Source organism: Syntrophomonas sp. DTU019, from assembly GCA_913757435.1.
Taxonomy (GTDB): domain Bacteria; phylum Bacillota; class Syntrophomonadia; order Syntrophomonadales; family Syntrophomonadaceae; genus DTU019.
The window spans coordinates 570,990-589,437 of sequence record CAJYDM010000002.1 but is presented as its reverse complement, the minus strand read 5'-3'; the positions used below and the strand labels follow the sequence as shown (position 1 = coordinate 589,437).

At 48.7% G+C, this 18,448-nt stretch carries 20 protein-coding genes and 1 other RNA gene; 4 read left to right on the top strand and 17 right to left on the bottom strand.

Annotated features, from left to right (window positions below):
* Positions 1-44: 44 nt before the first annotated feature.
* Entirely contained in the window at positions 45-1,856 is a 1,812-nt protein-coding gene (locus AC15IQ_RS08435) for an ASKHA domain-containing protein (protein WP_483178515.1), read from the bottom strand.
* Between the two features lie 79 nt (positions 1,857-1,935).
* Entirely contained in the window at positions 1,936-2,253 is a 318-nt protein-coding gene (locus AC15IQ_RS08430) for a hypothetical protein (protein ID WP_483178514.1), read from the bottom strand.
* Between the two features lie 244 nt (positions 2,254-2,497).
* Between AC15IQ_RS08430 and rnpB the strand changes: the two genes are divergently transcribed.
* An RNA gene (rnpB, locus tag AC15IQ_RS08425) (RNase P RNA component class A) lies at positions 2,498-2,915 on the top strand.
* Positions 2,916-2,986: 71 nt separating this feature from the next.
* Here the strand turns inward: rnpB and AC15IQ_RS08420 are convergent.
* From AC15IQ_RS08420 to AC15IQ_RS08410, 3 genes are all read right to left on the bottom strand, one after another.
* Positions 2,987-3,310 (bottom strand): HU family DNA-binding protein, encoded by a 324-nt coding sequence (locus tag AC15IQ_RS08420; RefSeq protein ID WP_483178513.1) that lies wholly within the window; start codon positions 3,308-3,310, stop codon positions 2,987-2,989.
* Positions 3,311-3,563: 253 nt separating this feature from the next.
* Entirely contained in the window at positions 3,564-4,679 is a 1,116-nt protein-coding gene (locus tag AC15IQ_RS08415) for a Nif3-like dinuclear metal center hexameric protein (RefSeq protein ID WP_483178512.1), read from the bottom strand.
* On the bottom strand, positions 4,663-5,364 hold the full coding sequence (locus AC15IQ_RS08410) for a tRNA (adenine(22)-N(1))-methyltransferase (protein WP_483178511.1): 702 nt from the start codon (positions 5,362-5,364) through the stop codon (positions 4,663-4,665). Before AC15IQ_RS08410 ends, AC15IQ_RS08415 begins: the two co-directional genes overlap by 17 nt.
* A gap of 115 nt (positions 5,365-5,479) precedes the next feature.
* Here AC15IQ_RS08410 and AC15IQ_RS08405 point away from each other — a divergent pair, with 115 nt between their 5' ends.
* Both AC15IQ_RS08405 and AC15IQ_RS08400 read left to right on the top strand, forming a co-directional pair.
* Positions 5,480-5,884 (top strand): NUDIX domain-containing protein, encoded by a 405-nt coding sequence (locus tag AC15IQ_RS08405; protein WP_483178510.1) that lies wholly within the window; start codon positions 5,480-5,482, stop codon positions 5,882-5,884.
* Positions 5,877-6,695 (top strand): eIF2B alpha/beta/delta subunit family protein, encoded by an 819-nt coding sequence (locus tag AC15IQ_RS08400; protein ID WP_483178509.1) that lies wholly within the window; start codon positions 5,877-5,879, stop codon positions 6,693-6,695. The genes AC15IQ_RS08405 and AC15IQ_RS08400 overlap by 8 nt, the downstream gene beginning before the upstream one ends.
* 190 nt (positions 6,696-6,885) lie before the next feature.
* Here the strand turns inward: AC15IQ_RS08400 and AC15IQ_RS08395 are convergent, their stop codons facing one another.
* The 11 genes from AC15IQ_RS08395 to spoIIAA all read right to left on the bottom strand — a co-directional run bounded on the left by AC15IQ_RS08395 (position 6,886) and on the right by spoIIAA (position 14,449).
* Positions 6,886-7,872: an acyl-CoA dehydratase activase gene (locus tag AC15IQ_RS08395; RefSeq protein WP_483178508.1), complete on the bottom strand. Its 987-nt coding sequence runs from the start codon at positions 7,870-7,872 to the stop codon at positions 6,886-6,888.
* Positions 7,850-8,986 (bottom strand): CoA protein activase, encoded by a 1,137-nt coding sequence (locus AC15IQ_RS08390; RefSeq protein WP_483178507.1) that lies wholly within the window; start codon positions 8,984-8,986, stop codon positions 7,850-7,852. Before AC15IQ_RS08390 ends, AC15IQ_RS08395 begins: the two co-directional genes overlap by 23 nt.
* Positions 8,940-9,956, bottom strand: coding sequence for an acyl-CoA dehydratase activase-related protein (locus tag AC15IQ_RS08385; RefSeq protein WP_483178506.1), 1,017 nt, complete (start codon positions 9,954-9,956; stop codon positions 8,940-8,942). The genes AC15IQ_RS08390 and AC15IQ_RS08385 overlap by 47 nt, the downstream gene beginning before the upstream one ends.
* A 7-nt stretch (positions 9,957-9,963) precedes the next feature.
* Positions 9,964-10,578, bottom strand: a complete 615-nt coding sequence (locus tag AC15IQ_RS08380) for a stage V sporulation protein AE (protein WP_483178505.1) — start codon at positions 10,576-10,578, stop codon at positions 9,964-9,966.
* Positions 10,575-10,940, bottom strand: coding sequence for a stage V sporulation protein AE (gene spoVAE / locus AC15IQ_RS08375; protein ID WP_483178504.1), 366 nt, complete (start codon positions 10,938-10,940; stop codon positions 10,575-10,577). Before spoVAE ends, AC15IQ_RS08380 begins: the two co-directional genes overlap by 4 nt.
* 19 nt (positions 10,941-10,959) lie before the next feature.
* Positions 10,960-11,970, bottom strand: coding sequence for a stage V sporulation protein AD (spoVAD, locus tag AC15IQ_RS08370; RefSeq protein ID WP_483178503.1), 1,011 nt, complete (start codon positions 11,968-11,970; stop codon positions 10,960-10,962).
* 18 nt (positions 11,971-11,988) lie between these two features.
* Positions 11,989-12,453, bottom strand: coding sequence for a stage V sporulation protein AC (gene spoVAC, locus AC15IQ_RS08365; protein ID WP_483178502.1), 465 nt, complete (start codon positions 12,451-12,453; stop codon positions 11,989-11,991).
* Between the two features lie 114 nt (positions 12,454-12,567).
* Entirely contained in the window at positions 12,568-12,756 is a 189-nt protein-coding gene (locus tag AC15IQ_RS08360; protein ID WP_483178629.1) for a dodecin family protein, read from the bottom strand.
* A gap of 140 nt (positions 12,757-12,896) precedes the next feature.
* Positions 12,897-13,628, bottom strand: a complete 732-nt coding sequence (locus AC15IQ_RS08355; protein WP_483178501.1) for a SigB/SigF/SigG family RNA polymerase sigma factor — start codon at positions 13,626-13,628, stop codon at positions 12,897-12,899.
* A 13-nt stretch (positions 13,629-13,641) separates the two neighbouring features.
* A complete protein-coding gene (gene spoIIAB / locus AC15IQ_RS08350; RefSeq protein ID WP_483178500.1) occupies positions 13,642-14,085 on the bottom strand; it encodes an anti-sigma F factor in 444 nt (147 codons plus the stop codon).
* A 31-nt stretch (positions 14,086-14,116) separates the two neighbouring features.
* Positions 14,117-14,449 (bottom strand): anti-sigma F factor antagonist, encoded by a 333-nt coding sequence (gene spoIIAA, locus AC15IQ_RS08345; RefSeq protein ID WP_483178499.1) that lies wholly within the window; start codon positions 14,447-14,449, stop codon positions 14,117-14,119.
* Positions 14,450-14,812: 363 nt separating this feature from the next.
* Between spoIIAA and AC15IQ_RS08340 the strand changes: the two genes are divergently transcribed.
* Positions 14,813-16,507, top strand: a complete 1,695-nt coding sequence (locus tag AC15IQ_RS08340; RefSeq protein WP_483176844.1) for an IS1634 family transposase — start codon at positions 14,813-14,815, stop codon at positions 16,505-16,507.
* A gap of 316 nt (positions 16,508-16,823) precedes the next feature.
* Here the strand turns inward: AC15IQ_RS08340 and AC15IQ_RS08335 are convergent, their stop codons facing one another.
* A complete protein-coding gene (locus tag AC15IQ_RS08335; protein ID WP_483178498.1) occupies positions 16,824-17,693 on the bottom strand; it encodes a hypothetical protein in 870 nt (289 codons plus the stop codon).
* Positions 17,694-18,448 lie beyond the last annotated feature (755 nt).

Genomic DNA, 18,448 nt, shown 5'->3' with positions numbered 1-18,448 from the left:
GAGCCAGGCGAAACCGTTCAGATGCCTCACCAATAGTATGTGCATTAAAAATCCATGTGGCGCAGGAATTGCTGCTGAAACTCAGGGTGTTCAGCCAGGGCAATGGTCTTTAGCTTATGCCTGAGATTGCCCAATTGGTGGCGGGCAGTCTCACTTAACAGGTAAGCGGCAGCGCCCCTGCCGGCAGCATTGCCGATATTATGAACCATTTCCGGGTTTACCTGGGGCAGCAGGCCAACTTTTATAGCGTTTTCAGCATTCAGATAACTGCCGAAGGCCCCTGCCAGATATACTGCTTTCAGAGATTGGACTTTTACCCCGCTCTCTCCCATCAAGACCTCGATGGCAGCCCGCACCGCCCCTTTGGCCAATTGCAGGCGGCGTAGGTCTTCCTGGCTTAATACCACCGGGATACCCTGGAAAGAATCAGCGGCGGGCACAATGATTAATTCCCTGCCCTGCTCACCCAGCCTCGATTTTAAGCCCGCTTCAGTCTCAAGCAAATTGCCATTTGCTGACAGCATACCTTTCTCCAACAGATAGGCTAACAAATCTACCAGAGCTGACCCGCACATACCGCGAGGACTTCCGCCTCCCAGCACATGATAGGACAGTTTTTGGTCTTGCCAATAGAAATGATCGATGGCACCATTGGCGGCTTTCATCCCACAGCGGATGCCAGCCCCTTCAAAGGCCGGCCCAGCAGCTGCTGAAGCAGCCCACATCCCCCCGCCAGAGTCCAATATAACCTCGCTGTTGGTACCAATATCTATAAACACATAAGGCGTAGGAATCGGTTCCTTTAAGGTCAGCAAACCGGTCAGGGCATCCGCTCCGATGAACCCGCCGGCCTGGGGCGGAACCAGCAGCTCCGCTTTACGGTGCGCCACCACGCCTAGCTCGGCTGCATTACAGCGGTAAGCATCAGTTATGATCCCACAGAAGGGGGATTGTGCCATGCCGGCCGGATTAAGACCCAGAAACAGGTGAGTCATTACCGGATTGCCCACCATGACAAGCCGATATATCTCCTGAGGATGACTGCTGCAGCTCTTGGTGAGGTGGGCTAATAAAGTGTTGGTATTATTGATGATAACCTGGTGCAGGGTCTGCAAGCCGTCATCATGGTTCAACACATACTGCAGACGAGAGATAATATCATCTCCATAAACCCGTTGCATATTGGGCATAGTGGCTGTAGCCACAGTCTGATTGGTTTCCAGGTCGACTAACGTTCCCACCAGGCTAGTGGTGCCGATGTCCAGAGCTGCTCCATAAAGCTTCTGCCTGGTTTTACCGGCATAAATCAGACGCTGTTGCTCATCCACCAAAGCGTTCAATTCCAATACCGGACGATCGGCCCGGTCAATACGGTGCAATTGGTTGAGCTCAACCGGGTTTAAATGCACTTCCAGGTTAGAGACGGCTTTTTGCAGCCTTTCCTGTATTGAAACCGGATTATGGCGATCAAAACCGGGAAGATAAACCTTTTTGTGGGTAATTTTGTGCTCAGAATCCTGAATTACTGCAGTGGTGAAAGCTGACCGAGCAGCCACCCCCGGCAGATCCTCGAGAAATACCTCCAGGCCTGGAACCACCGGAATACGGCAGGCCAGCCTAACCCCCGCCTTTACCTCTTCAGGCAAGAGCAGGTAGCGTTCTGCTTCATCAGGTGCCGAAAGCTCCCCCTTAACCTTGAGCTTGCATTTGCCGCAGAGTTTCTGTCCTGAACAAGCCCCAGATGATATCAATCCGTTAGCTGCCAAGGCCTCCCAGAGGTTCTGCCCGGAATAGCACCAGACCGCTGTATCCGTCTGATCGCTACGAATAATGGTTATTTTGGTGAGTTCATCCATGTTTATCCACCCTTTTAAACTATAGGGCTATTATAACCAATAAAAAAGGCGGCATAAAGCCGCCTTTAAACCGTATAACCTATTTTGTGTCTGACATCAGGGCGTAGGAGAAAATGAACACCCACACTAATGCTGATACAACCGCGATGGTGGCCATATTGAGACCCTCGCCGCGTTCAAACGCTGAATTCCCCAGAGAATACATTACGTTAAAAGCTATTGCACCCACGGCGGTGAGTATAAAAATACCCTTTTTAGCGCCTGCTGACAGCGCCTGTTTCTTGGCCCAACCACAGAACTTCAGAAAGATCCACACCGTTAAAAGGATAACCAGAATGGTAAAAAGCGGACCATTATAAAACCCCCCGGCAGCTGCATGTTCCGATCCAAACAACATCTTTCTTCACCCCCCTTTATCTCTTTAGTAAGTATATTATAATTCTAGCACAGGTAAAACAAGAAACTTGAACATTTCTGATCTTCTCCGTCACTCCCTGCTTTCGCTAGGTTATGTATTCTCTAAAAATTACTTTTTTCCTCCCTGGCTCGCCACATTTTTTATTTAAAGCCATAATTTCACGCTGCTTTACAACCATGCTTCTAGTAATTATAATAAATACTGCACGAGTTGATACATTCGGCAAGTAAATCAGATAGTCGCAGGTTTATAACCTGAGGAAAGTCGGAGCTCCGCAGGGCAAGGTGCTGGATAACGTCCAGTGGGGGCGACCCTAAGGCAAGTGCCACAGAAACAAACCGCCAAAACGGAAGTCGGAAATCGGATGTCGGAAGTTAGATATTAGCCAACCAGGCTCTATACAGAATGGACTTTCGATTTCCGACCTCCGTTTTTGGTAAGGGTGGAAAGGCGAGGTAAGAGCTCACCAGCGTTTAGGCGACTAAACGGCTCGGTAAACCCCACCTGGAGCAAGACCGAATAGAGGAACCATGAGGTTGCCCGCCTCGTTCCCGGGTTAGGTCGCAAGAGGTGTCAGGCAACTGGCATCCCAGATAGATGACTATCGAATACAGAACTCCGCTTACAGATTTACTTGCCCATCAATTCGGCTACATACAATAAAAAAAGAGGTATATCCTATATACCTCTTTTTTTAATTGCTATTTTGTTGCTATTTCTTTTTGCCGCCTTTTTTCTTAGCACTAGCTTTTACCGGTATTTTTACCGCAACAGCTTCTTTAAGGGATTTGCCGGGTTTGAATGCCGGAACTTTGGTGGCAGGAACCTTAATTTCTTCACCGGTTGCCGGGCTAATGACCTTTCTTTCCTTGCGGTCGCGTACTTCGAAACTTCCGAAACCTATGATTTGCACTTTATCCCCGCCGGCTAAGGCCTTCTGAATAGCTTCAACCGTAGCATCCAGGGCTTTGGCAGCATCCTTCTGGGTGATCTCTGCCTTTTCCGCTATTGACTTAACAAGTTCCGATTTGTTCACGACATAGTCCTCCCTTATGTTATTTTATTAACCATATTTTACATTCCCCAAAAAAACGGCAATTCCTGCTATTTACAAATGTTTTTCGGAAATTTTTTTTAAATATCCGATGCCAAAACTCTTAAATACATTTTACCTGTTAAAATAAGCTTTTATTCATCAAGTCCCATTGTTACGGCATATACCACATTTTTACAATATTGGCTCAGTTATCCGGATCATCGTCCTTCGCCAGGAGCAGTCGGCCAATCCTTTATAAATGCCTGAATATCGGAGTCGGGAGTAATTCAACCACCTTAATATCCGGCTGTCGGCTTTCAACCCTATGCTTTAAGACTTCGGCGAGCAAGGGTATCATATGCTTTTCTAAGTCCTCATGTCCGGCATCTATTATTTTTACCCCATTAAGCTGTGCTTCTTGGGCTTCATGATATTTCACATCCCCGGTGATCACCACATCGGTTATGTTACTGTTGAATCTGGACAACAGCGATCCTCCGGAACCACTAATCAATGCCACCCGCTGTACTGATTGGCTTCCATCACCAACCACCCTCAACCCCTGGCACTGGTAGACATCTTTAACCTGTTCGGCCAACCGATCCAGAGGACACGGTTGGGGCAAACGCCCCCTGCGGCCCATACTGTAGGTAGGCCCCCGGTTTAGCAGGGGAAAAATGTCATAAGCTACTTCTTCATAAGGATGGGCGGACAACATTGACTCGATGACCTCTCTTAAGCCGTTTTTTTCCACCACCGTCTCCAGGCGGTACTCCTCCACTTCCTCCATCACCCCTGCGGAACCGATGTAGGGGTTGCTTCCGGCTTCAGGCCGGAAAGTACCGATGCCGGCGGTGCGAAAACTGCAGGCTGAATAGTTGCCGATATGGCCAGCACCTGCCTCGGCCATAGCCTGTTGTACCGCTTTGACATGGCTTATAGGAACATAGACCACGATTTTATTGAGTTCACCCTCTATGTCTGCAAACAAAGGCTTAATATCCTGTAGTCCCAGCATCTCAGCCAGGCGCTGATTCAAACCCCGGGGGGCCGCGTCCAGATTGGTATGTGCCGCGTAAACGGCAATGTTTGCCGAGATAAGCCGATATATCATGGCTCCCCAGGAACTATCGGAGCGCAGGCTTTTGATCCCCTTAAAAAACAGGGGATGATGGGTAATGATCATATCCACTTCTGCCTCTATCGCATTGGCGACGATGTACGGATCCAAGTCCAGGGCTACACCGACTTTCTTAACCACAGCTAGCGGGGAGCCTAGCTGCAGGCCGGAATTATCCCAGGAAGCGCACAAATAAGAAGGGTAGTGTTGCTCCAGTGTGGCGATGATATCTTTAACCGTGTATGCCATTGATAATATCCTCCAATTCTCTGCATAGGACTTGGTATTGGTTCAACTTGGGGATGGTGGCGCTCTGTCCCGATTGGGACAGGCTATCAGCTATTCTTCTGAAACCGCGCCAACAATAAGACATATACGCCAGTTCGGTAGGCCCGCAGGATTTTAAAATGTGCTGCCCAATTTGTTCTTCCAATGGGGAGAGCTGGTAAGGCTTTGTCCCGGGGCGATAGCTCATAAGCACAAAGAACCGATTTTTCACCTGAACCACCCTCTCTTCCAGCAAGACCCAGCCTTTCGCGGCCAGGATACGGCGCACTACTGCAGGCCTGGTCATGGGCTGTAACACCAACCGCTCAAAAGAAGCGCTGTGAAGCCAATCCCGGCTGATGATAGCGGCCAGCAGATCACCCCCCATACCCATGATCACAACATTCTGGACCTCACCCGGCTTGAGCGGTTCCAGCCCATACCCCTGCCGCAACTGAATGGAGTCCTTCCAGGGTGATTGGGCAATGCTTTTCCGGGCCCGGCAAAATGGCCCGTCGCCCCATTCAGTAGCTATGACCAGGGGTGACAATCCTTTTTCAAGCAGAAAAAGCGGCAGCTGGCCATGGTCGGTACCGATATCCGCTACCGTACCATCGGCAATAATCATCTCACTGGCCGCCAGGAGGCGCTGGTCAATGGTAGCCATGAGGGTTCCTTTCCATGTATTATAGTAAATATAACGCAGTAGACCTCGGGCAGCAAGGCAGCCCGGCGCCAAGCGCACATTTTCCGGCCACAGCGCAGCATAAGGAGGTAAAGCCTTGGTAAGCAATCATGTCATAACCTGTTTCCTGGAACACGACGGCAAAATCCTGCTTTTAAAGCGCAGCTCACAGGTGGGCTCTTATCAACGCAAATGGGCAGGGATCAGCGGCTATCTTCCTGAAGGCCGCAGTGCGCTGAACCAGGCTTATTTGGAGATCGAAGAAGAAGCCAGTTTGAACATTAAAGACCTGGTTTTGGTAAAATCGGGTTCCGTTCTTGAAGTGCCGGACAGGGATACACTCTGGCTGGTGCATCCCTTCCGTTTTTACGTCAAGAGCCCGGACCGCATCATCGTGGATTGGGAACATGTGGAATACCAGTGGATAGCGCCACAGGATATAAAGAAATTCGACTGTGTTCCTATGTTGTATGCAACCTGGCTAAAGGTAGCCGATGCCTAGACAAGAAATTAAAGCCCGGCAGTTGGCCCTGGATCGGCAGCACGGAGCCAGCTTTCTGCTGCGTCAGGCCCTGTTGCTGTTAAAAGATGAAGCTGCCGAACTGCCCTGCGGGAATTGGCTGGAATACCTGCAAGAACTGGAATCTCTAGCTGTCCGGCTGCAGCGCATCAGGCCAGTAATGGCTTCCATATTTAACGGCCTGCAGGTTTTTAGAGAGGGTATCGACGCTCTGAGGATCGCCGCTCCGCCTGAGCATCCCGTTGAAGCGGTCAGCATTCTGGTAGAGCAGATATTAAAAGCTTTGGACCGGGATTACGACCTGACAGTCAAAAACGGCGCTGCCATGATCAGTAACGGGGACCGCCTCTTGAGTTGCAGCTTCAGCGCCACGGTTGCTTCTGCCCTATTGCAGGCCGCGGCTGAGGGCAAGAACTGTTCAGTATTGATGGTTGAAGCTGCGCAGGGAAGCAGCCCAATGTCCTATGGTGAGATGATGGCCTCCACTCTGAGGGTTGGGGGGATACAGTGCCAGGTCATCAGCATGTCACAACTTCCTTCCCACCTGGGGAAGTTAAACCTAGCCTTGATAGGTGCTGACAGCATACTTGCGGATGGGACCGTTATTAACGGACATCCCAGTCTGGAGTTGGCTCAGGCTTGCCTGAAAAGCCACATACCCTTCTACTGCCTCTGTGAATCGCACAAATTTGCCGCACATCCCCCTGCTCTGCCGCTGGAGGAAGGCTTCGATCTCATACCCGGCCAGCTTATAAAGCGGGTCATTACTGAGCAATCCCGTCCGTCGTCATAAGCTGCTTTCCTGACATCAGCTGTAACCCATGATATAGGAGAGGCTTTGTTAATAGTTTCTCGCAACCTGGCTCTCAGCCCGGCCTGCGCAGTTGCGACTGGAACTGGACATGCGGCAGGAGCCTCAATCAGCAGAGAAGCTCTACCGCCTGAAAAATCAGCTCCTGACCATTTTAGAGGATGAGTGAGAGCTACACTACTACCGCCTGCGCGGCAGGTTTAAGGGAGGTTTCCCATTTGCGGCAGCGATCCCCCCAGTAAGAAAGTATCTTGCGGTCACGCATGATGCAGGCCACTTCGCATAGGTTGGGACAGCCCTGGCAATCAAGGCTGCGAGTCTTAAAGTCACCTTCTAGTATGAAGCCGTCTCCCCTGAAACGGGTCGGCTGGCTCGCAGATACGGCTTCGCCAGCTAGAATAGCTGCACCGATGGCTCCCATAACATCGTGGTTCTCGGGTACTGCCACCGGCAAGCCCAAGGATTTTTCAAAGGCCTTTCGGATTCCCCGGTTGGCTGCTACTCCACCCTGGAAAACCACCGGAGCTAATATTTTTTTGCCTTTGCCTACATTGTTAAGATAATTTCTTACCATGGCTTCACATAGGCCCATCAATATATCGCTCATGGGATAGCCCATCTGCTGTTTATGTATCATGTCGGATTCAGCAAAAACCCCACAGCGGCCTGCAATCCTCACTGGCCGTGAAGAAGCCAGGGACTGTTCACCCAGGTTCTCAATGGCGATCCCCAGCCGAGCAGCCTGCTGATCCAGGAATGACCCGGTTCCTGCGGCGCACACAGTATTCATGGCAAAATCATAGACAATACCATCGCGCAGAATGATTATTTTGGAATCCTGACCCCCGATCTCGATGACTGTCTGGCAGGCTGGGTCATAATGACAGGCCGCTACCGCATGGGTGGTTATCTCATTTTTGACCACATCTGCACCCAGTATTATGTCAGCCAGATGGCGGCCGCTCCCGGTTGCCCCAACAGCAGCTATTCCAGCATCTTCAGGCATTTGGCGGCGCAGGCTCTGGAAGCCTTCGCGAATTGCATTTACGGGATTTCCGTTAGTGCGCAGATAGACCTTGGACACGACCTGTTGCTGCTGGTCAATAAGCACAAAATTGCTGCTGACCGATCCGATATCAACCCCTAGAAAGTACTGCACTACAAGTTCCTCCTTGTTGGAAATCACTGTTTTCGGTCTGCAGCGCCTTACGGCGCCGCAGCATGTCGGTAAAAGCCTCCAACCGGGTCTGTATCCCGGCATTCCCGGAGTGCTCATCGAAATACAGGGTCATACAGGGAATTTGCTCCTCTTTGGCCACCCGTATCAAGATGGTCTGCGCTACTATTTCCGGCATGCAGGTCAAAGGTCCCACCTGAACAACTCCGTCATAGCCCTGATGAGCGAAATTCACCGTCGTGCCTACAGTTTCACGCCCGTGTCCGCCAACACTGCAAGGCAAATACGGTCTGGCACAGTTGTTTATATGGGGGGTGCGCGATTTGATCAGATGACCCTTGAAAAGGTTGTCATTAAGCCACTCAGTAAGTTGAATGGAGTTGCTCACCTCGGCATTGAGCCTGCCCAGATTGCGGGCTATGTTCTGATTGGAGAAAGGTTCTAAAACAGTATACACTTCTCCCACCAGGCCGATGCGCAAAACCGGTTCATGGTGCAGCGGCAGTCCATCCCAAGCCTGTAAAGCCTGGTTCAGGATTTCGTCAACGGCTTTTCGGCTTTTGGCCTGATCGATACCTAATAACACTTGATCCCACAGTTGTTCCGCTCTGTCTTTATCAATGGTTCGAGGCAAAGTAAAAAGATAGCGTTCTTCCGCTTTTTCAATAGCCGCAGTTTTATACCAGGCAAAACGGATGGCTTGAACCGCCTCGAAAAAAGACACCTTTTCCCCCAGGCGTTTGAGCTGATCGAATAGTTGAGATATCTTGGAGTCCGGAGCCTCCAGAATAACCATTTGAAAATCGTAGCCCAATTCCTGCAATATATCTCTCTGCACCTGAGCGTATAATCCGAAACGGCATGGTCCCCATCCACCAGCCATTAGAATGGTATCCGCCCCGGCCTCCAAGGCCTCAATGTAATTGCCCAGGCCGATTTTCAGTGGCAGGCAGGCAGATTCCGGGGCATATTTAATGCCCAGGGCCAGGGTATGCTGAGTTATGGGAGGCGGGACTACCACCTCGCGATGCAGACCCTCCAATAGAGACTTAATGGGAATGTGCATAAAACCCATATGCGGGAATGTTACTCTCAAGCTCGCGCACCTGCTTTCTTCTCAACATATCGCAGAAGGCCTCTAATCTGGTAAGCAGCCCGCCTTCGCCGCTATGCTCGTCGATGGTGACCAGCATAAATGGTTTGTGATTAACCTTGCGGGACACTATGTCACCTACCATGGAATCCGGTCCACAGCCAAAACAGGCCAAATACACTATACCGTCTATGTCCTCACTCTGGTCCATCACCAGAGCTGAACCCAGCATCTTCCGCCCCAGAGTCCAAAACACTTTTTTGGGCAGACGTGCGGCTTCCTGTTCCACAAGGTCGCGGGAACAGGATTCCAACAAAACCACTTTGCACCCCAGGTCGCGCAGCCGTTGAATCAGGTTCAGGCTGATGGCAGGATCATAGAGGGAATAACCGTGTCCCAGTACACCTACGCAAATATCACTATTATTATCCAAAGTCTGGCCTTCACCGTTATTTTCCCACAGCTGCATAGCCTCACCGGGTGTATAGCCCTGCCGGACCAGAACGCGCAGACTTCTCATCTCCTGTAATCCGTGTTCATAGGCAGCTTTGGTACTTTTGCGGCTGGCCTTGAACAGAGTCCCCAGCTGATAGATATCCCTCCACAACTGTCGGGTCTCGCGGCTGCAGTCAATGGTAATATCGATCAGCGGAGGGCAGTCGGGCATAGTAGCCCGGATCATATCCGGTATACCCATGAACTTAGGACAGATATAGCTCCTGTGCTCAGTGCTGATCAAACGAGGCACCAGGATATAGTCGGGCTGCTGTTGCATCATTTGGTATACATGTCCGAAATAGACCTTGATAGGCAAACAGCATTCGTCAACCGCATGGTCGATACCCACATCTATGGTCTGCCTGCTGGTTGGGCCGGAGGTGATTACTTCCGCTCCCAGATCACTAAAAAAGGTTTTCCACAGGGGATAGTGATAGAAATAAAACAGTCCCTGTGGTATTCCTACTCGTGTCATTGATTATTTATCCTCCCTGTTTGTTCAATGGCGCGCCGGTCTGCGGGTGTTGCTGGGGCTTGTGCCTGGAGCGGTCGATTATCTCCTGCAGACAGCGACTGGTTATGCTGGCCCCCTGACTCTTATCATCGCAGCCATTCATCTTGCCCAGGTCACCGCAGCCGATGACCATTACGTCAGGATGTTTGTGCATGATCTCTAAAGTGTCCCCCTGCTGAAAAAACGCTGCAGACCGGCGTTCTCCAGTTTTATCTACCGGAGCCTTCACTACCCGTCCCTGTGCAGTTACCGAGCATTCTACCGGAATCCCCTTGACCCTGGTATTGGAGGCTACCGCCACCACCCCCAACACCTTAATGCGCGGCTCACGCAAGAGGCATTCCATGACTTCTTCCCCAGGCCCTACCCCAGGCTGACCGCAATCATCCACAGCGATTACTACCGGCGCCTTGGGGGCTTGTAGAATTTGGCGCACCGTTTCAGGGCCGTTTAACGGGATGGAGTTTATAGAATTCAACCTAAGAAAGAACAAATCCAGATCATAGCAGGCGGTTTCAAGGGCAGCCTGCGCTGCAGCATCTCCATCAGTCACGATAATCACCGGCAGGGGTTCGGTGTTCATTCCTTTACCTTGGGATTAAAAACCACCGCCACCAGGTAACCGAACACAATGGCTGCGGTTATCCCTGCCGCAGCAGCCTCCACCCCACCGCTAAAAGCCCCCAGAAGGCCCCTCTGTTCGACCGCTTTAAGTGTGCCCTGCACCAACAAGTGGCCGAAGCCTGACAGAGGCACGGTGGCTCCCGCCCCGCCCAGGTTGACCAGGGACTGATAGATTCCCAAGCCGCTTAAAATGGCACCTGAAGTTATGTATCCCACCAAAATATGCCCTGGAGTAACATTGGCTTTGGTCGCATCCATTATTATCTGCCCGATCAGGCATAACGAGCCACCTACCAAAAAAGCCATATATAAAGGAACCATGTGATTGCCTCCTACATTTCTAGTACATTTCTATGGCCACCGCATGGGCGATGCTGGGGATGGATTCACCCTGGAACGAGATTATCGGACTCATCAAAGCTCCGGTGGAAACCAATAAGAGTTTTTGCAACTCTCCGTTCTGCATCTTCTTCAACAGGGGGCCGCACAGCATACAAGCCGAACATCCACAACCGCTGCCCCCCGAGCCCACTGCCTGGCTCTGGTCATACAAAAGCACTCCGCAATCGCTATAATTCGGGTTGACTATGCCGTCACGCACAAAAAGCTGGCTGGCAATAGCCGAACCGACCTTGCCCAGGTCACCGGTGACGATCAAATCATAGTAATTTCCCGGCAGATTCAGATCGTCCAGATGGGTTTTAATGGTGTGTACTGCGGCACCTGCCATGGCACTGCCCATATCGGCCATATCGGTTTGACCCATATCGATGACTTTGCCTACCGTGGCCGCTTTTATATATGGCCCGCTGCCCCGCGATTCCAGCAATACCGCCCCGGCGGCGGTGGCAGTCCACTGAGCCGTCTGGGACTTTTGCACCCCTTGCTCAGTGGGAAAACGATACTGCCGCTCGGCTGTATAATGGTGGCTGGAGGCTGCTGCCACTATGCGATCAAAATAGCCCCCATCCATCAGCATGGCCCCAACCGTAAGACCCTCGGACATGGTGGAGCAAGCCCCGTAAAGGCCCAAAAAAGGTATTTCCAGGTCTCGGGCGGCGAAATTGGAAGCCACGATCTGATTGAGGAGGTCTCCGGCCAAGAGCAATTCAGCGTCCTCAGGACGGAAGTTGCGTTTTTCCAGGGCTCTTTCAATAGTGCCGCGGAGCATTTTATATTCGGCGATTTCCCAGGTCTTCTCGCCGAAGATATAGTCATCCATGACCACGTCGAATTCTGCCCCCCATGGCCCGGCGCCTTCTTTTGGCCCAACAACTGAGGCCCAGGCGGTTATGGTTGGAGGGTTTTCAAAAACCACGGTTTGCTGGCCGCGTTTCTTTCTTCCCGGCATACACACATCTCCCCGAATTTAAGAAGTTAAAAATACTTTTATCAGTCCTACCAAGACCGCCACCACGAATCCGAATACCAGAGTGGGGCCGGCCACACTGAATATCCTGGCACCGACTCCGAAGATATAGCCCTCCCGTTTAAATTCAAGGGCTGAGGCCACGATGGCATTGGCAAATCCGGTGATAGGCACGATTGAGCCGGCCCCGGCCCGCTGACCGAGTTGATTGTAATAACCGAGTCCGGTAGCCATTGCGGCAAGGAAGATGAGAATGCAAGACGCTGATGAACTGGCGTCCGCCAGGCTAACCCCCCGGCTGACCATGAAGTTTACCATCCACTGGCCCAGAGTACAGATCAAGCCTCCTACCACAAAAGCCCACAGCAAGTTTGCAGCCCATTTGGGCTTGGGCCTGATCTGGCTGGCCAGTTCTTCGTACTCCTGCCTGTCGAGTTCTTTCAATTTTTGGTCTGGTGTCTGCATCAGTTTCCCCCCTTGCAAACCATATTTTGCCCATAAGAGGCGGTTTTTATTCATTAGAAAGGGCCTGGAATCAACATCTGGTGTCATTCCAGGCCTGGGATGGTCTATTATACGTTATTCAGTATAAGCAATTTTCACATCCGCTTTGTATTCAACAATGCGGTCGCCTTGACAGGAGGCGGTCCAATTGATAACTTCCACCCCGGAAATGCGCTGAAACTTCTTAGATGCTTCCGTAACTGCCTGTTCTACAGCGTGCTGCCAGCTTTGATCAGATTCACCGACGAATTCTGCTACTCTCACCTGCAAAATATGACCTCCTTTTATTTAGGTTTCATTTTATTGTGCTGATAATAAGCCGCATTTATTCTTAGGCAATACAAAGGAGCGTCGCCTGACGCAAATTACGCATCAGTGCAACGCCCCTTATAGCTAGTTCTAATCTATCCCAGCATCTCCTTCAATTTGTTGATAGCCATCTTCTCTATACGTGATACCTGCACCTGGGATACGCCCAGGTCGGTGGCGATGGACGACTGGGTCTCATCTTTGAAAAAGCGCCGTAGTATGACCTCGCGCTCCCGGGAGGACAACTTGCTCAAGGCTTCGCGCAGGGCCAGCTGCTCCAGCAGACGCACACTTCCTTCTTCATCTCCCAATCGGTCCAGCAATGATGGTGAGCCGCGGTCATCCCCGGGGAGGGCATCATGTATATAGGCTGGTGCCTGACAGGCCTCAATAGTGGTGACTACATCCTCCTTGATCATATCCAGAGCACTGGCGATCTCATTGACGCTCGGTTCCCGTCCCAGTTCTCCCCTGAGTTTATCCTGAGCCCAGCGTATCCGGCCGTAATTTTCTTTAATGCCGCGCTGCACTTTGACAATGCCGTCATCGCGGAGAAATTTCTTTATTTCACCGATTATCATCGGCACCGCATAGGTGGAAAACTTTACCCCGTACTGGAAATCGAATTTGTCAATGGCTTTGAGCAGTCCGATAGAACCCACCTGGAACAGGTCTTCATAATCATAAGAGGTGTTCTTAAAACGTTCCATGACCATGTATACCAAACCGATGTTGGCCTCGTATACCCTGGCACGCGCACTGTTGTCCCCGGCCTGCACCTTGAGCAGCAGTTCTTCGGTTTCCTTGTAATTATCAAAAGTGGACACCATTATCAACTCCTCAAGCCAGGGCTTCCTCGTTCTTCACAAATGAGCGCCGCAGGCGTACGGTAGTACCCTGGCCGGGCGCAGTATCCACATGCAGGTCGTCGGTGAATGATTTCATGAAAGTAAATCCCAAGCCCATTCGGTTAGGATCACTAGAATAAGCGGCTTGCATAGCCCGTTCCAGGTCCTCGATGCCTTTGCCCCGGTCCTCCACCACTATTTCCAGCACGCTGTGGGTGTTGATACTGACCATCACGGTAATCATCTGCGTCGGGTTGTTTTCATAACCGTGGATGATGCAGTTTGAAACCGCCTCAGATACAACCAGTTTGATCTCTTCGATGTCTTCCAGAGTGCAGTCTAACTGCGCTGCAAAGGCCCCTACACAAGACCTGGCAAAGGCAATGTTCTCCGGGATGCTAAAGAATTCAAACCTGACATAATTCCTTAAATTCATAGTGTTCCCGACTTGCGTCGGCCTCCACCTCCTAGATATTAATCACTTCTTGTTCATTCTTATACATCGGCACCAGGCGGTTCACCCCAGAAAAAAACAGTATTTTCTCCACCTGTGGTCTGGCGCCCACGATAAACATTCGGCCTTGCTTGGCAGTAATCCTCTTATAGCGCCCGATGACCACCCCCAGGCCAGAGCTGTCGATAAAGGTGACCTTTTCCAGGTTTAACACCAGATTCTTGACGGATTTATCATCTATTCTCCTGTCGATCTCGGTCCGCATTTTGTCGGCGATGAGCATATCCATTTCGCCTGCGACCCGTACAATCAGAGTGCTGCGAATCTTTTTAAATTCCAGGCTCATTATCCTTCTCCCCTCACAGAAGCGTACTATTCAGATGATTCTACACCTGGGACAGCTTTCCTTCCACAAAATTCCAGCTAATAAGGCTTTGTTTCGCCAAATGCAGCAAAAAAGCCCGCCCCTTAAAACGGGGGCCGGCCGGGTTGTAGGGGCAGACGGCTCTATCTGCCCGCCTGAATGATTCTGCAATTGTTGCAAAACATTTTGCCTCCTGACTTTTGCAGATAAGCTGAAAAGAATACCCGTGTAAATGCTGTAATATTAGTATTTATCGGGTATTTTTTATATCCCTCTACTGTATATCTAACGTATGTATGTTATAATATGGTTATACTATACTTGGTTCATACGAGGGGTGCAGGCATGAGCAGTCTACAGGTATATAACAGCCGAGGGATCAAATATGTGAGAATCGTGGAGTCTTATCGGGATCCAGTTAATAAGAAGCCCAAGACCAGGGTACTTAAGGTATTAGGGCGTGCAGACGAATTGGAAGCGCAGGAGCCTGGAATTCTGAATCGTTTGCGCAGAGAATGCCGGGAGTCCAGGGCTTTCAACGAGAGTCTTAAACAAGAAGCAATATTTAAAGATATCCAGCATTACCTGGAAGGATCTGATAACGACGCTGCTAAAGGCTTTCCTATTCGTAATTACGGCGTTAAGGTATACGAGAGTATCTGGGATGAATTGAAACTTGATTACTTCTTCGATTATCGCCAGAAGCGTGATTCCAACCTTAAGTTCAAAGTCAAAGATACGACATCTATGCTCGTTTACTTCCGGCTGCTAAAACCGGCATCAAAGAAAAAGAGCTTTGAACAAAAGGAGTTCTTTATCAACTCCAAGGAAATGAATTTAGAACAAATATACCGGAGTCTTTCTTTTCTTGCCAATGAAAAGAAATCTCTGGAAAGGCACTTGAACAAGCAGCTATCACTTAAAATGACACGCAACCTTGGAGTTGCTTTCTACGATGTTACCACTTATTACTTTGAGTCAGTCAGAGCCGATGAACTTAAGAAGTTCGGTTATTCTAAAGACAACAAAGTAAATCAGGTCCAAGTCGTAATGGGGCTCTTAATTGACGATGAGGGCATCCCAATTAGCTATGAACTGTTCCCCGGAAATACCAATGATTTTAAGACGCTGGTGCCAGTTATGGAATACTTACGGGAAACCTATGGCATAAAGAAGATTATAATAACCGCTGATCGTGGGCTAAATTCTAAACAGAACCTGGCCTACCTCAGGTCAAAAGGTTTTGATTATGTCATGGCATACAAAATCCGATCTGCAAGTAAAGCAATTAAGAACCTAGTTCTTGGGGACGAGGGCTACACTGTGGAGAGCCCGCAATTTAAATGGAAGGTCTGCAATTTTCAGAACAGTGTTAAGATTAATGGCGAAAAAGTCTTGCTCGATGACAATATGGTGATAACTTGGTCAGCTAAACGTGCTGAGAAAGACCGTAGAGACCGCGAACGATTGATAGAGAAGTCCCGGCGCCTTGTGGACTCCAAATCCAGTCTCAAAGCAGAAATGAAAAAGGGTGGCAAAAAGTATGTGCAACTGGCCATTTTTGATGACGATCACGTTTCATTCAACGAAAATCAGGTTGAAATGGATGCACAATTCGATGGATATTATGGAATTCAAAGCTCGGACAAAAGCCTGTCAGCGGCGCAGGTGATAGGGATCTATCAAGGCCTTTGGAAGATTGAGGAGAGCTTCAGGGTTATGAAAAGCAATTTAGAGGCCAGACCCATCTTTGTTTGGACAGAATCGAGTATTCGCGGCCATTTCGTAATGTGCTACCTGGCTTTGGTAATCCAGCGGTATCTAGAATACAAACTCAGAAAAGAAAAACTTGAGTTGTCTACCGAAAAGATCCAAGATGCTCTTCGAAGTGCTAATCTTACTGTTATTGATGATGCAAAAAGCAACAGCTCATATTATCTAAAGAACCAATCAAATGAAGACTTTTCGGCAATCCTAAGTACTTTACAACTTCCTGAAATCTTACCGTATGGTAAACTGAAAGACATCCGCAAAGCTTAGATATACAATCCTACAATTAAAAGAAAAGCTCTCAATTGCCTATCATCTAGGGGCGCGGAGAGCTTTCTTCTTCCTCTATTTTGCAAAAGTCAGGAAAAAAGCCCGCCCCTTAAAACGGGGGCCGGCCGGGTTGTAGGGGCAGACGGCTCTATCTGCCCGCCTGAATGATTCTGCAATTGTTGCAAAACATTTTGCCTGCCTGTCCACTGTACGGCGGGAGCATGGGTCTGCCCGCACCTCGTCTTCTTTAATTCGTCTCAAAATATCATTTGGTACTGCCTTTTCCTTACCTGATTGGCGGTTCACATCCTCTTGTTTAACTATTTTGGGGTGTTATACGAATAGTTTCTTTATTGTTGCCCCACACCAAGTTTAGAGTGCAAACGGTCTTGGGATTCGGTATAAAACCACTACCTGCGCTGCTAACAACCTTTACCCATCCATCTTTATCTGCGGATATAGTCCGAAAGGCTCCCCTTCCAGTACCACCGCCTATATATTCATACTGTATTGACTGGGGCTTTTCATTTTCAGGCCCTAAATATCGTACTTTTAGGTTTTGTTTGGATAATTGGTCAGCACGAACTTCACCGTCTTTATCTTCATACCAATTCTGGTAGTATTCAACAAATGACTGTGCTTCCCAGTTTGTGCCCTTGCCATAAAGCAAAGCTTCTTTTCCGTTGTTAAAATCTAAAGCCACTTGCTTTATTCTATTTAAATCATTATCCATTTTATTGACAAATATTGAATCAGGCATTGCCTCTGTATCAATCCTGTACACAAGCGAAAAGTTGCGTATCGGGAAGGTCCAATGGATATAAATATCACTCATAGGGTAATCAACAGAAATCGAGTCTCCCAAATGGGTGACAGATACATTGTGGGTGCGTTCTGCTATGGAGGCGTAATCATAAAGAATGATAGTATCGGTGTCGTTAAGGTAATATATTACAGGAGTAATATCATCTCTTGAATAAGTTCCATCATCTTCTACCACCTTAACCGGATAAAACCCTTTTTCGCTTAGTGCTTTTTCAATTTCAGCCCGGGTTAATACATTCGTTAAATCAGGCTTAGGCTCCCTATCTGTTTTTCCGTCAGGTAATTGATTAATAAAGACTATCACCAACAGCATTAATGCAAATATGAATACTCCGATGATGTTTCTTTTGAATCCATTCATAATATTCTTCCCCTACCTGGCAATATAACATTAAAATACCGTATGCAGTAATTTGAGCGCAGGTTCTCGTCATCCATCCTGCTGCCGTCGGTCATCAAAATTACCCGGTCAGGAAATCCATACTTCTTAGCCGCTTTTCGAAAGCAAATCCTACTTATCTCCATTGTCCATCTTGATAGGGCTCCATATTAATAAAACATAACCTAATAAAAGTAATGCTATATTGATAGGAATCAACCGGATTGATGAGCTTAGTTCCACAGCATCTGTACTAATATAAAACTGTATTAAGTCCAGCAATGAGTTTACTTGTATCGTGATTAAGACCATACCGATTATTTTCAGGCAAAGAAGTACTATGTTTTGTACAGTATATTCGGTTTCAAATGATAAATTTGTGGGTCTAGTTCCAGTAATAAAAAACCAGTTATCATTTTGAAGCAAATATAGGCCGAATATGAACATGATTATTAAATATAATGACATAGCAAAATTTAATCCGGAATAACCCGAACGATTCAACATACTCATCAGTTTCCTTAGAATATAAGCTATAGTAATTACGCCTATTAATTTAATTAGTATATTAAAAAGGGCTTTTGGTCCCATTACCATACCAATGGCCACTCCTTGCAACTTGCTGATTAGATTAAATTATAATATTTTCCAGAAAAGAAGGCTATCCTCAAATAGATAGCCCATCTTAAATATTATTGCCAGTCAAATTCTGTGCCAGAATAATCTAAGCCATGTCA

Excerpts from the sequence above, each read along its gene's own strand:
- AC15IQ_RS08400 (WP_483178509.1), top strand. The coding sequence starts at position 5,877 with ATGCCTAGACAAGAAATTAAAGCCCGGCAGTTGGCCCTGGATCGGCAG.
- AC15IQ_RS08410 (WP_483178511.1), bottom strand. The coding sequence starts at position 5,364 with ATGGCTACCATTGACCAGCGCCTCCTGGCGGCCAGTGAGATGATTATT.
- AC15IQ_RS08335 (WP_483178498.1), bottom strand. The coding sequence starts at position 17,693 with ATGAATGGATTCAAAAGAAACATCATCGGAGTATTCATATTTGCATTA.
- AC15IQ_RS08380 (WP_483178505.1), bottom strand. The coding sequence starts at position 10,578 with ATGAACACCGAACCCCTGCCGGTGATTATCGTGACTGATGGAGATGCT.
- AC15IQ_RS08435 (WP_483178515.1), bottom strand. The coding sequence starts at position 1,856 with ATGGATGAACTCACCAAAATAACCATTATTCGTAGCGATCAGACGGAT.
- AC15IQ_RS08385 (WP_483178506.1), bottom strand. The coding sequence starts at position 9,956 with ATGACACGAGTAGGAATACCACAGGGACTGTTTTATTTCTATCACTAT.
- AC15IQ_RS08340 (WP_483176844.1), top strand. The coding sequence starts at position 14,813 with ATGAGCAGTCTACAGGTATATAACAGCCGAGGGATCAAATATGTGAGA.
- spoVAC (WP_483178502.1), bottom strand. The coding sequence starts at position 12,453 with ATGCAGACACCAGACCAAAAATTGAAAGAACTCGACAGGCAGGAGTAC.
- spoIIAA (WP_483178499.1), bottom strand. The coding sequence starts at position 14,449 with ATGAGCCTGGAATTTAAAAAGATTCGCAGCACTCTGATTGTACGGGTC.
- spoIIAB (WP_483178500.1), bottom strand. The coding sequence starts at position 14,085 with ATGAATTTAAGGAATTATGTCAGGTTTGAATTCTTTAGCATCCCGGAG.
- AC15IQ_RS08430 (WP_483178514.1), bottom strand. The coding sequence starts at position 2,253 with ATGTTGTTTGGATCGGAACATGCAGCTGCCGGGGGGTTTTATAATGGT.
- spoVAD (WP_483178503.1), bottom strand. The coding sequence starts at position 11,970 with ATGCCGGGAAGAAAGAAACGCGGCCAGCAAACCGTGGTTTTTGAAAAC.
- AC15IQ_RS08415 (WP_483178512.1), bottom strand. The coding sequence starts at position 4,679 with ATGGCATACACGGTTAAAGATATCATCGCCACACTGGAGCAACACTAC.
- spoVAE (WP_483178504.1), bottom strand. The coding sequence starts at position 10,940 with ATGGTTCCTTTATATATGGCTTTTTTGGTAGGTGGCTCGTTATGCCTG.